Raw genomic sequence first — 11,915 nt, 5'->3', positions numbered from 1 at the left:
AAAGAAGAACGGTATTTTCGCTGCAAGCACCGTGCCGAGGGTAGCCGGCATCGCGAAAAGGCATGCCGTCCATCGCGGCTAGACCGAAAGGCATAGTCGCAACGCAAATTCCATCATCGCCTGTCGACGTGGCGTGTGCGTCTGCGGCGGGCTCAGGTCCGGGCGGATTCGACGGGCAAGAGCAGGGTCGCCACCAGCCCGTGCGCCGTATTGCCCAGCACGACATCGCCGCCGTGGCCGCGCACGATGCTGCGCGCGGTGGGCAGGCCGAGGCCGACGCCGCCGGTGTTCCGGTTTCGCGAGCTCTCGCCTCGGAAGAAGGGGCGGAACACGGTCTCCTGCAGCGACTCGGGAATGCCCGGCCCGTTGTCGAGGATGCGCAGTCGCACGTGCGCGATGTCCGTGTCGAGTTCGACGTGGGTCTGGCCGCCATAGCGCATGGCATTCCCCAGCAGGTTCGCGATGGCCCGTTTCAGCGCGATCGGGCGGCCTTCGTAGATCAACCGGACGGGACCGGCGTAGGTCACCTCGCCACCTTCGTCGCGGCCGTCGTCGATCACGGTCTGGACGAGACCGGCGAGGTCGAACCGCGTGGGCGCTTCTTCCTCGCCGTCGCCACGGAAGAAGGCGAGGGCGGCGTCGATCATGGAGCGCATCTCGTCCACGTCGGCGAACAGCTTGCGCTGTTGTTCGGCCTCGTCGATGTATTCGCCGCGCAGGCGGATACGCGTGAGCGGCGCCCGCAGGTCGTGTGAGATGGCTGCCAGCATGTCCGTGCGATCGCGGACGAAGCGTTGGATGCGCCCCTGCATCTCGTTGAAGGCGCGCATGGCCACACGCAGTTCCAGCGGACCCTCGGGACGTATCGGTGGCGCCTTCACGTCGGCGCCGAAACGCTCGGCGGCCGCGGCGAGCCGGCGCATGGGCCGGGAGAGGTGGCGGCTGGCGACCGCGGCCACGAGCACGCTGGAGAACATCACGAACAGGCCGATCACCAGGTAGCGTGTGTAGGGATGGACGCCCCAGATGCGCGTGGCGGTGTCGAACGTCAGCCAGCTACCGTCGTCCAGTTGCACGGCGAGCATGTAGTGGGTCTGTCCGGAGCGACCTTCGGGATCGTCGTCATGCGGGTCGAAGGCTTCCATCCGCCGCTGCCCGAGTGTCTCCACCAGCGGCTTTTTGAACGATGCCGCGTCCTGGTCCGATGCCGGCATCGGCACCTGGTCGCGCGATGCGTACCAGTGCACGCCGTATTCCTCGTGATCCGAGATCGCGGCGGCCATGCGTGGCCGGTCGGCCGCTGGAGTGGCGTCCACGGCCTTCAACATGATGCCCATCTGCTTCAAAAGTCCGCTCCGGACGATATCGGGGCGGGCCCAGACGCTGGCGAAGGCGATGACGACGACATTGAGCAGCGCCACCATGAGGATGGCGAAGACGATGTTCACCATCAGCCAGCCGGCGAGCGTGTTCAGGCGCCAGTTGAAGACGCTCATGTGCTCTCCACCGGCACGGCGAACATGTAGCCGGCGTTGCGGATGGTGCGGATCAGTTCCGGTGCCGTGGTGTCGTAGCCGAGCTTGCGGCGCAGGCGGCTCACCTGCACGTCGATGCTGCGATCGAAGGCCTCGTGGCGGTTGCCACGCGCCAGGTCGATCAGTTGTTCGCGCGTGAGCACGCGTTGCGGGTGCTCGACGAAGGCCAGCAGGAGATCGAATTCACCGCCGGACAGCGGGACGAGGGTGCCGTCGCCCGCGCGAAGCTCGCGACGCGCGACGTCGAGCTGCCAGCCAGCGAAGCGCACGGCCACGCGTGTGCCCGTCGCCGGGCCCGGCAACGCGGCATCCGCGCGGCGCAGGATGGCCCGCACGCGCGCCAGCAATTCACGCGGATCGAATGGCTTCGCCAGGTAATCGTCGGCGCCGACTTCCAGGCCGACGATGCGTTCGGAGGTGGCGCTGGTGGCGGTCACCATGATGATCGGCAACGCGGACTTCGCACGCACGCGCCGGCATAGCGACAGGCCGTCCTCACCGGGAAGCATCAGGTCCAGTGTCATCAGGTCGTACGTGCCACGCGCCAGCCGTTCGTCCATCGCCACGCCGGACGAGGCCACGTCCACCTCGAAACCATTGCGTTCGAGGAAGCGCCGAAGAAGGGCGCCGATTTCCTCGTCGTCGTCCACTACCAGGATGCGTCTCAAGCCTGTCTGTCTCGTTGCGAAAACACCATCGTTATAGCCGCTGGCGTGCGTCAAGTCATTTATTTCACGGTCGAAACAATGTGTCGCCGCCGCAGGAAAACAGACAAATCAAAGCAAACCTCGATGGGCACGCTGGCCGCACCTCTCCCCATCAGGTGCCACGATGCGTCTGCCCGTCCTCGTTCGTTCCCGCCTGCGCGGCCGTCCACGCGATCCTTCCATCGAGGCGGTCGCGATCGCCTCGCGCCTCGAGCCCGACCCGGCGCTCCGCGACGATTGGTTTCACCATGACCCCATCCGCGAACTCCGTGGCCTGACCGCGGAACGGGCCATCGCCTCGGGCAAGGCCGGCGAGCTCGTGCGCCTGCTGCGTTCCATCGAGGCGGGGAGGCGCGGACGATGACGCGTCGCTTCTTCTCCGTGGCCATGGGTGGCTTGCTTGCCGTGCCGGCGGTCGCGCTCGCGGCCGAGGATGCCAGTTCGTCGTGGGCGCTCGGGGCGGGCTTCGGCGTGGTGCGCCGACCTTACAAGGGCATGGACAACGACACCCTGGCGTTTCCTTTCGTGCGCTACGAGAGCCAACGACTCAACATCCTGGGCACCGGCGCCGACTTCAAGTTCGCCCCGGTCGGCGCATTCTCGTTCCGCCTGCGCGCTCGCTACGACTTCGGCGACGGCTACGACGCCAGCGATTCCTCGTTCCTGCGCGGGATGGCCGACCGAAAGGGCGGGTTCCGGGCGGGTGCCGCCGTGGTCTGGCGGCCGGGCCCGGTGGAGATGTCGCTCGACTGGCTGGCAGGCCTGGGCAGCGCCAAAGGAAAGAAAGCCAACCTGACCTTCGCCGTGCCACTCCATGCCGGACCGTTGCGGATCACGCCGTATGTGGCCGCCGGATGGGTCGACCGAACCTACGCCACCTGGTATTTCGGCGTCCGTTCGTTCGAGGCCCGGCCAGGCCGTCCCGCCTACGAGGCGGATGCGACGGTGAACCTCTCGGCGGGCGTTCGTGCCGAATATCCCTTCGCCCAGCGCCATGCCTTGTTCCTGGACGTGAGCGGCACGCGCTACGGAAGCGAGATCCGTGACAGCCCCATCGTCGACCGCTCGAACTCGACGATGGTCCGGGTCGGCTACGCCTACCGGTTCTGACGCGCGTCAGGGATTGACCGAGGCCTGCAAGGCGGCCGCCAGGCCGGCGTCGCCGCTCAGCACGTCCTTCCAGGCAAGCGAGACGCCGTTTCGCTTGCCCTTGGCTACCAGTTTCAGGCCGTCGGGATCGATGGTGAGGGTATAGGCCTGGCCGTCGACCTCGAGTTCGCGTTTCAGGGGCTTGTCTAGCGGGGTCATGGAAGCGTGCTCCTGGGCAAGGGGACCCAGCATGTCGCCGGTGTTGTCTGGGAACGGTATATGCCTCCCGAGCAGGGGATTTTGGGTATATTGAGTCCGAAGCCCACTCTGGATCGCCCGACGGGACAAGTGGACAACCTTCGCCGGGAATACGACAGCGTGATGAGTGCCAAGGGCAGCGCATGGGAAGTGGGCGCTGCCTTCCTCAAGCTCGGCCTGACGTCGTTCGGTGGCCCCGTCGCTCACCTGGGCTATTTTCGTCGCGAGTTCGTCGAGCGGCGGCGCTGGCTCGACGAGGCGCATTTCAGTCAGTTGCTCGCGTTATGCCAGTTCCTGCCGGGCCCGGCCAGCAGCCAGCTCGGCTTTTCGATCGGCTTGCTTCGCGCGGGATGGGCGGGCGCCATCGCCGCATTCGTCGCTTTTACCTTGCCCTCCGTCCTCCTGCTGCTCGCCTTCGCCACGTTGAGCGCCTGGCTGGCCGGACCGCTGGGGCAAGGTGCGATCCACGGATTGAAACTGGTCGCCGTTGCCGTCGTCGCGCATGCGGTGCTGGGCATGGGCCGTACGTTGACCCCGGATCGCACGCGTCTCCTGATGGCCGCTGCCGCCGCGGGCGCGATCGCATTCAGTACGAGTCCCGCGATGCAGCTGGGTGTCGTCGCGTGCGGCGCCGTGCTCGGGCCATGGCTGTGCCGCGGCGTGCATGCGCGACAAGGCGAGACGTTCCCGCTGCCCTACGGCCGGTCCACCGGTTTCGTCTTGCTTTGCGTGTTCGGGTTGTTGCTTCTCCTGGCCTTGGTCGTCGCACCGGGCTTGTCGCCGTTGGGGCAGGTGGCCGGTGCGTTCTATCGCGTCGGTGCACTCGTGTTCGGCGGCGGGCATGTCGTGCTGCCGTTGTTGAAGCAGGCCGTCGTCGATCCCGGCTGGGTGGGCAGCGACACCTTTCTCGCGGGTTACGGCGCGGCGCAGGCGGTACCCGGGCCGATGTTCTCGCTCTCCGCGTTCCTTGGCTATCGCCTGCAGGGAGAGCAGGGCGGACTCGCCGGGGCGTTCGTGGGATTGCTGTCGATCTTCCTGCCGGGCCTGCTGCTGGTCGGAGGCGCCTTGCCGTTCTGGCGCGCACTGGCCGGGCGCAACGACGCGGCACGCATGCTCGCCGGCGTGAACGCGGTGGTGGTCGGCATGCTGGCGTACGCGTTCTACGATCCGGTTTGGATCAGCGCGGTGCACGATGTGCTGGACATCGCCATCGCCGCCGTGGCGTTCGGCTTGCTTATCGCGCGCTGGTCGGCCTTGCCGATAGTCGCGTTATGCGTGGCGGCATCCGTGTCGCGCGCGGCGTTGGGATGAGGGCCTTCAAAGCAACTTGCGGTACACGATGAAACCGGACTTCTCCGCCACCTTGTCGTAGAGCAGCATGGCGTGGGTATTGGTCTCGTGGGTCTGCCAGTAGACACGCCCCGCACCCGCCTTCTTCGCCTCCGTGTACACACGCTCGATCAAGGCGCGGCCGATGCCCGTGCCACGCGAGGACTCCGTCGTGTACAGGTCCTGCATGTAGCAGTTGTCGCTGGTGCTGGTGGTGGTGCGATGGAACAGGAAGTGCGCCAGGCCGAGCAACTGGCCCGAGCGCTCGGCAACCAGGGCGTGCATGGGTTCGGCGGTGTCGAGGAAACGCGTCCAGGTCGCCAGCGTGATGGCCTCCGGCAATGCCGTCGTCCCTTCCCGTCCATAGAACGCGTTGTAGCCGTCCCACAGGGGCTTCCAGGCGGCGAAGTCCCGGTCGGTCACGTACCTGATCGTGAGGGGCTCGGCCATGTTTTCACCCGGGATGGTTAGGGGTTCCATGATGGCTCGATATGCGGCATGCGCGCCACGCGCTGGGGGTTGTGATCCTCTTTTTCGTCATATATTTGTATTTGACGAAATTATGGAACATAATCATGACATGCTTCGCGATACCCACACTCAACGCGTCCTCGATCTGGCCTCCCGAAGGGGGCTGCTGCGTGCCAGCGATCTGGACGACATCGGTTCGCCGCGAGTCGTCCTGACACGCCTGGCGGCGGCGGGGCTGATCGAGAGGGTGACGCGCGGCCTGTATCGTCTGCCGGATGCGCAGGTGTCGGAGCTTGAAAGTCTCGGCACCGTCGCCACCAAGGCACCCCAGGCGGTGTTCTGTCTGCTCACGGCACTGCAATTTCATGAGCTGACCACCCAGCTGCCGCGACAGGTCTGGATTGCCATGCCCCGGGGCAGTCACACACCCCGTATCGGATACCCGCCCGTCAAGATGGTGCAGTTCACGGGCGATGCCTATTCGGCCGGCATTGATGAGGTCGAACGAGACGGCGTCAAGCTACGGGTCTACAGCGCCGCCAAGACCGTGGCCGACTGTTTCAAGCACCGCCACAAGATCGGTCTGGATGTGGCCTTGGAGGCGCTGAAAGATGCACGGTCGCGCAATAAGGCATCTGTCGACGATATCTGGCGTTTCGCAAAAATCTGCCGCGTGACCAACGTGATGCGTCCCTACCTCGAGAGCGTCGGGTGAGCGCGGCAGGCCCTCAACGGGCGGCATCCGTGCGTGCGCGCCTGCTCAATGTCGCCAAAGCGCAAGGTGTCGATTTCAATCAGGTACTAGTGCGTTTCGCGCTGGAGCGCATGCTTTACCGCCTGACGCGGTCTCCGCACGCGGACCGCTTCCTGCTAAAAGGCGCACTGCTCTTCACGCTCTGGTACGACATGCCACACCGGGCTACGCGTGATGCCGACCTGTTGGGTTTCGGTGCCAGCGATCTGGAATCGGTTGCCCGAGTCTTCCGCGACATCGCGGCCGTTACGGCCGATGACGGCATCGTGTTCGATCCGGCGTCGGTTACGGTGGAGGAAATACGCAAGGAAGCGGGTTACGGCGGCGTCCGTGTGGTCGTCTCAGGTGGACTGGCGAGAGCGCGCTGCAGGACGCAGATCGATGTTGGCTTCGGAGACGCGGTCACGCCGGCACCAGTGGATTCGATCTATCCGGTATTACTGGACGAGATGCCCGCGCCACGGTTGCGAACCTACCCGGTGTATACGGTTATCGCGGAGAAGCTGCATGCCATCGCCCTGCTGGGAATGACTAATAGCCGTCTTAAGGACTACTTCGATCTGTCCGTGCTGCTGGAGCGGGAGGTCCTGGACACCGATCTGCTGGTTCGGGCGGTCAAGGCCACCTTCGAAAGACGGAACATGGTAGTTCCTGATGCACCGCCTGTCGGCCTGACGGAAGAGTTCGCGCACGACGCCTCCCGGCAGTCGCTCTGGCTGGCATTTCTCAAGAAGAACGAACTTCCTCCCGAGCCTCTGCCTGGCGTTGTCGATCGCTTGAGACTGACATTGCTGCCTGCGTTGAATGCCGTGGTTCGCTGAACGTTTGGGGCAGCGGCATGGGCAGAGCGGCTTGGCATGCGAGGCTTGTGAAAGCCCAAATCAAAATGCCCAACTGAAGACAGTTGGGCATTGATTCTTGGTGGAGCGGAGGAGGATCGAACTCCCGACCTTCGCATTGCGAACGCGACGCTCTCCCAGCTGAGCTACCGCCCCACACGAGCGTGGGATATTAGCAGGGCTTCCGGCGGTCGCCAAGAGGGGTTCTTTACGGCAGAAACGCCGACAAGCGCTCGAAAAGAACCTCGCGGCGCCAGCCCTCCAGGGCCTCGGGCCACGCGCCGGTCATCACGAATTCCTCCATCGAGCGACGCGCGCAGAGCAGGCCGGGCGGGAGGTCGAGTTGGGTGGCGAGCGTATCGATGGCGCTGCGCATCTCGTTGATGGCCCGCTTCGCCTCGCCCATGGGGTGACCGACCACCGGGGCCGTGGCTGCGACCTCGTCGTTCTCCACCGGACGTTGCAACAGTTCGAACAACTCCTGTCGCTGCGCGGAACGCAGGGCACGCGTGCCGCGGGTGCGTTCGTCGAGGTTGGCCTGCGTGCCGGGGATGTTGCCGGCGAGGTCGAGCGCCTGGACGTCCTCCAGGAGCCACGAGCGCGGCTTGTCCAGTTCGCGCGCCGTGGTTTCGCGCCAGCGCAGCACGCGGCGGAGCAAGGCTTGTTTCTCCGCCGGCCATTCGCTGGCTGCCTTGAAACCGCGTTGCGGCTGCGGATCGCCCTCTCGCTGGCTGGCGCGGCGCTTCATGCGCGCGCAGTCCTCGGCATGCCAGCCGGCGCGGCCGCGCTCGGTAAGACGCTCGGCCAGGATGGCGTGCACGGGATGCAGGTGGACGACATCCAGCGTGGCGTAGAGTTTCTGCGATTCGGTGAGTGGACGCTGCAGCCAGTCGCTGCGCGTTTCGCCCTTGTCGAGTTCGGCGCCGACCAACTCGGCCACCAGCGCGCGGTAGCTGATGCCCAGGCCCATGCCGACGAAGGCGGCCGCGATCTGCGTGTCGAACAACGTATGCGGGCCGTCCGGCAGGAAGGGCGACATCGCTTCCAGGTCTTCGCCCGCGCTGTGCATCACGGTGACCACGGGTTGCGCGGCGAAGGTCGGCGCCAGCGCATCGGCCAGGGGCACGGCGAGCGGATCGATCAACGCGTAGCGCCCGTCGTGGGCGAGCTGGAGCAGTGCTAGTTGGGGGTAGAAGGTATTGCGCCGCATGAATTCCGTGTCCAGCCCGACGACCGCGGCGGGGCCGATGGGGGCGATCCAGGCATCCAGCGCCTCGCGGCGGTCGATCCAGGGGGCGTCGGGAGCGAGTTCGCTCGATGTCATGCAGGCGTCCTTGTTGAACTCGGGAGCGCGCCGACGTTCGTGTTGCCCTGCCGCGCGCGATTCCCTAAGGTGGCAGCGCACGATAGCAGGCCTGCACGGAACCGCCCACCATGCCGAATAACGAGACCGTCCGCCGACAGCGCGCCATTGGCGGCGCGTTGGGCGTTGCCGTGCTCGCGTTCGCGCTGTTCTACCATTTCTTCCCGCAGGCGCTGCACGTCCAGCCCACGCAGAACACTTCGCGTTCGCCGTTGCGCGGTCAGCCCACCGTGATGGGCTTCGACCAGCGTCCGCAAGCCGCGCCGCCGGCGGTGGTGTCCGAGATCGACGCCGGGCCGCCGATCATGCTCGCCCCGGCCTCGGTGATCGCCGCACGCCGCCGCGAGAAGACCAACGAGATCGAGCTGCCGGCCCAGAAGACGCCGGATTCGCCGGAACTCACCGCCTTGCTCGATCGCGCCGACAAGGCGTTGGCGGTCGATCGGCTGGTGGGCGGCAAGGACAGCGCCGCCGTGCTCTTCACCAGTGCGCTCAAGGGAAAATCGGATAGCCAGCGCGCCCTGGAGGGCATGAACGAGGTACGTGCACGCCTCGCCGCGGAGATCGAACAGGACATCGCCCTGGGCGACGCCGACGCCGCGCGCGAATCGCTGGCGGCGCTCAAGTCGCTTCCGTCCAGCGCCAAGGACGCCGCGCCGCTGCAACAGAAGCTGGCCGTACTCGACAAGGTCCGCCCGTTGCTCGGCAAGGCCGCCGCGCAGTTGCAGGAAGGCAAGGCCAGCCAACCGCGCGGCGACAGCGCGCTGGACACCTATCGCGACGTGCTCGAACTCGACCCGGAGAATGCCGTGGCCGAGCAGGGCATCACCACCGTGCAACGCAGCGTGCTGGACAAGGCGCTCGCGGCCGTCGCGCAGAACGATTTCGCCGCCGCCGACGCGGCGCTGGCGGAGGCCGCCACCATCGCGCCGGAATCGCAGGCCTTGCAGGACACGCGTGGCCGCATCGAAGGCATGCGCCGGCAGAGCGCCACGGCGATGCTCGCGCAGGCGCGTTCGGCCCTCGATGCCGGCAATGTCGACCTCGCCCAGCAGCTGGCGGCCAAGGCGCAACAAGTTAGCCCCGATCTTGCCGGGATCGACGACTTCAACGAACGGGTGACCAACGCGAAGCTGTATTCCAGCTACAAGCCCGGCCAGGTGTTCGCGGATCGCTTCGTCGATTCCACGGGGCAGGCGCCGGCGATGGTCGTGGTTCCCACCGGCAAGTTCCTCATGGGTTCGCCCGATGGCGAGGCGGGGCACGACGCCGACGAGGCGCCGGTGCACGAGGTGCAGGTCGACAAGGGGTTCGCCATGGCGCGCAGCAGCGTCACCATCGGCCAGTTCCGCGATTTCGTGCGCTCGTCCGGCTACGTGCCGCAGTCGCAGTCGATGGGCGGCGGCAGCGTGTACGACGAACAGAGCGGTGGACTCCGCGACGAGCCGTCGGTCACCTGGCAGGACGACTACGCGGGCAAGCCGGGACAGGAACGGCTGCCCGTGATCAACGTGTCGTGGAACGACGCCAAGGCGTACGCCGACTGGCTCTCGCAGCGCACGGGCAAGAAGTACCGCCTGCCGAGCGAGGCGGAATTCGAGTACGCACTGCGCGCCGGCAGCACCACCCGTTATTGGTGGGGCGACGGCAATCCCGGCTCGCGTGCTGAAAACCTCACCGGTGGCAACGATCGCTCCGGGTCGGGCCGGCGCTGGAGTAACGCGTTCCAGGGTTACAAGGACGGCTATTGGGGACCGGCGCCGGTGATGAGCTTCACGCCCAATCCCTTCGGGCTCTACGACATGGGCGGCAATGTCTCGGAATGGGTGGCGGATTGCTGGCATGACAACTACGTCCGCGCGCCACGCACGGCCGAGGCATGGGTCAACCCCGGTTGCAGTCGCCGCGTGATTCGCGGCGGTTCCTGGGGCAGCGCCCCGGACATGGTCCGCTCCGCGTATCGCCAGGGCGCATCGGCCGACCTGCGCAACGCCCGCGTCGGTTTCAGGATCGTCCGCGAACTTTGAGTCGGGCGTGCCGGTACCTGGGCGGGATGGTATTCTTTGTGGACTCTTCGTTCCAGAAAGGCCCTCGCATGGCGCGTCCACGTGAATTCGACCGGGATACGGCCCTGCAGCGGGCCATCGAAACCTTCGCCATGCATGGGTTCGAAGGCAGCACCACGCCCATGCTGCTGGCTGCGATGAAGATCGGGCGGCAAAGCCTCTACGACACGTTCGGTGACAAGCGCGCGCTCTATCTCGAAGCACTGCGCCGCTATTCGGAAGACAGCGTGGGAGCGACGCTTTCGGCGATGTTCGCCAGCGATTCGGTGCTCGACGGCATCGAGCAGGCGCTGCTTCGTTTCGTCCAGGAGGCGACGACGGGCACCGGGCAGGCCTGCCTTGGCATCCACGCGGTGACCGAGTTCGGCACCACCGCTCCCGACGTGGCGGCGGTGACGGCGGATGTGACGGCGCGAACGCTGCTCGCGTTCGAAAGCAGGATTCGCGACGGCGTCGCCCGTGGCGAGCTGGCACCCGCACTGGACCCCTCGGAAGCGGCGCACTTCCTTCTTGCGACGCTGTCGGGCCTCAAGGTGGCGGCGCGGGGTGGCGCATCGGTCGAGATCCTGCGCGGCATCGTCAGGGTGGCCCTGGGCGCGCTGGCGATTCGCTAAAATAATGGACTGTTAAGTCAAGTATTTGGTAGGCTATGCAACGCGCACCTCTCCAGGCGCGTCCCACATAGTTCGAGAAGGGCTCGCAGCCCTTTCTTTTTTCTCCATTTATTGACTAATCAATCCATAATAAGGTGCGTCATGACCATCCAGTTTCTCGAAGGCAAGTCCGCGTTCGTCACGGGCGGTTCCCGTGGCATCGGTGCCGGCATCGTCCGCTCGCTGGCGGCGGCAGGTGCCCATGTGACGTTCACGTATGCCAGTTCGCCCGACGCCGCCCAGGCGCTGGTGGACGAGGTGCGCGCGGCGGGCGGCAAGGCCGAAGCCGTTCGTGCCGATAGCGCCGATGAAGCTTCGCTGGCCGGCGCGATCGACGATGCCGCCAGGGAGACCGGCGGCCTCGACATCCTGGTGAACAACGCGGGCGTGCTCGTGTACGCCACGCTCGACGACACCTCGCTGGCCGACTTCGACCGGCTGTTCGCGATCAACGTGCGTGCGGTCTTCATCGCCACGAAGGCGGCGGCAGCCCATTTGCGCAACGGAGGCAGCATCGTCAACGTCGGCAGCGTTTCGGCCGATCGCGCCGGCCTGCCAGGGGCCGCGATCTACGGCGCGTCGAAGGGTGCCATCCAGGCCATGACGCGTGGTCTGGCCCGCGACCTGGGCCCACGCGGCATCACGGTGAACAACGTGCAGCCCGGACCGATCGCCACCGACATGTCGGCCGGTCACGAGGACATGCTGATCCCGATGCTTCCGGTGGGCCGTCTCGGCGAGCCGATGGAAGTGGGCGCGCTCGTCGCCTATCTCGCCGGTCCGCAAGCGCGTTACATCAACGGTGCCAGTCTCACCATCGACGGTGGTTTCCTGAGTTGAGGCGCGCGGTC

Annotated in this window: 13 protein-coding genes and 1 tRNA gene; 8 read left to right on the top strand and 6 right to left on the bottom strand. The window is 66.2% G+C overall.

The window, feature by feature from the left end; all coding sequences use genetic code 11:
• Positions 1-152: 152 nt before the first annotated feature.
• Together ACN9M2_RS11535 and ACN9M2_RS11530 are read right to left on the bottom strand one after the other, a co-directional pair.
• Positions 153-1,496, bottom strand: coding sequence for an ATP-binding protein (locus ACN9M2_RS11535; protein WP_426284878.1), 1,344 nt, complete (start codon positions 1,494-1,496; stop codon positions 153-155).
• Complete coding sequence (locus ACN9M2_RS11530; RefSeq protein WP_426284877.1) at positions 1,493-2,203, bottom strand: response regulator; 711 nt, start codon at positions 2,201-2,203, stop codon at positions 1,493-1,495. Before ACN9M2_RS11530 ends, ACN9M2_RS11535 begins: the two co-directional genes overlap by 4 nt.
• Before the next feature lie 163 nt (positions 2,204-2,366).
• Here ACN9M2_RS11530 and ACN9M2_RS11525 point away from each other — a divergent pair, with 163 nt between their 5' ends.
• Both ACN9M2_RS11525 and ACN9M2_RS11520 read left to right on the top strand, forming a co-directional pair.
• A complete protein-coding gene (locus ACN9M2_RS11525; protein ID WP_426284876.1) occupies positions 2,367-2,606 on the top strand; it encodes a hypothetical protein in 240 nt (79 codons plus the stop codon).
• Entirely contained in the window at positions 2,603-3,352 is a 750-nt protein-coding gene (locus ACN9M2_RS11520; RefSeq protein WP_426284875.1) for a MipA/OmpV family protein, read from the top strand. The genes ACN9M2_RS11525 and ACN9M2_RS11520 overlap by 4 nt, the downstream gene beginning before the upstream one ends.
• Before the next feature lie 6 nt (positions 3,353-3,358).
• On the opposite strand, the gene ACN9M2_RS11515 is transcribed toward ACN9M2_RS11520, so the two are convergent.
• Positions 3,359-3,550 carry a hypothetical protein gene (locus ACN9M2_RS11515; protein ID WP_371024038.1) on the bottom strand — a complete coding sequence of 64 codons (192 nt, stop codon included), beginning with the start codon at positions 3,548-3,550 and terminating at the stop codon, positions 3,359-3,361.
• 129 nt (positions 3,551-3,679) lie between these two features.
• On the opposite strand from ACN9M2_RS11515, the gene chrA reads away from it, so the two are divergent.
• Positions 3,680-4,900, top strand: coding sequence for a chromate efflux transporter (gene chrA / locus ACN9M2_RS11510; protein WP_426284874.1), 1,221 nt, complete (start codon positions 3,680-3,682; stop codon positions 4,898-4,900).
• A 6-nt stretch (positions 4,901-4,906) separates the two neighbouring features.
• Here the strand turns inward: chrA and ACN9M2_RS11505 are convergent, their stop codons facing one another.
• The gene (locus ACN9M2_RS11505; protein WP_426284873.1) at positions 4,907-5,368 is read right to left on the bottom strand and encodes a GNAT family N-acetyltransferase; all 462 of its coding nucleotides are present in this window, start codon (positions 5,366-5,368) and stop codon (positions 4,907-4,909) included.
• 130 nt (positions 5,369-5,498) lie between these two features.
• On the opposite strand from ACN9M2_RS11505, the gene ACN9M2_RS11500 reads away from it, so the two are divergent.
• Positions 5,499-6,104, top strand: coding sequence for a type IV toxin-antitoxin system AbiEi family antitoxin domain-containing protein (locus ACN9M2_RS11500; protein ID WP_426284872.1), 606 nt, complete (start codon positions 5,499-5,501; stop codon positions 6,102-6,104).
• Between the two features lie 29 nt (positions 6,105-6,133).
• Positions 6,134-6,964 (top strand): nucleotidyl transferase AbiEii/AbiGii toxin family protein, encoded by an 831-nt coding sequence (locus ACN9M2_RS11495; protein ID WP_426284871.1) that lies wholly within the window; start codon positions 6,134-6,136, stop codon positions 6,962-6,964.
• A gap of 98 nt (positions 6,965-7,062) precedes the next feature.
• Here the strand turns inward: ACN9M2_RS11495 and ACN9M2_RS11490 are convergent.
• Positions 7,063-7,138: transfer RNA gene (locus ACN9M2_RS11490), tRNA-Ala, on the bottom strand.
• Between the two features lie 52 nt (positions 7,139-7,190).
• Positions 7,191-8,306 carry a ribonuclease D gene (gene rnd / locus ACN9M2_RS11485; protein WP_426284870.1) on the bottom strand — a complete coding sequence of 372 codons (1,116 nt, stop codon included), beginning with the start codon at positions 8,304-8,306 and terminating at the stop codon, positions 7,191-7,193.
• 110 nt (positions 8,307-8,416) lie between these two features.
• Here rnd and ACN9M2_RS11480 point away from each other — a divergent pair, with 110 nt between their 5' ends.
• The 3 genes from ACN9M2_RS11480 to ACN9M2_RS11470 all read left to right on the top strand — a co-directional run bounded on the left by ACN9M2_RS11480 (position 8,417) and on the right by ACN9M2_RS11470 (position 11,904).
• Positions 8,417-10,372, top strand: a complete 1,956-nt coding sequence (locus tag ACN9M2_RS11480) for an SUMF1/EgtB/PvdO family nonheme iron enzyme (RefSeq protein ID WP_426284869.1) — start codon at positions 8,417-8,419, stop codon at positions 10,370-10,372.
• Positions 10,373-10,440: 68 nt separating this feature from the next.
• Entirely contained in the window at positions 10,441-11,025 is a 585-nt protein-coding gene (locus ACN9M2_RS11475; protein ID WP_426284868.1) for a TetR/AcrR family transcriptional regulator, read from the top strand.
• Between the two features lie 141 nt (positions 11,026-11,166).
• Entirely contained in the window at positions 11,167-11,904 is a 738-nt protein-coding gene (locus ACN9M2_RS11470; RefSeq protein ID WP_426284867.1) for a 3-oxoacyl-ACP reductase family protein, read from the top strand.
• Positions 11,905-11,915: the final 11 nt, after the last annotated feature.

Origin of the sequence: Luteibacter sp. E-22, assembly GCF_049913125.1 — a bacterium.
Classification (GTDB): Bacteria; Pseudomonadota; Gammaproteobacteria; order Xanthomonadales; family Rhodanobacteraceae; genus Luteibacter.
Note: the sequence above shows the minus strand (reverse complement) of the source record. Positions and strands in the feature narration are given on the sequence as shown.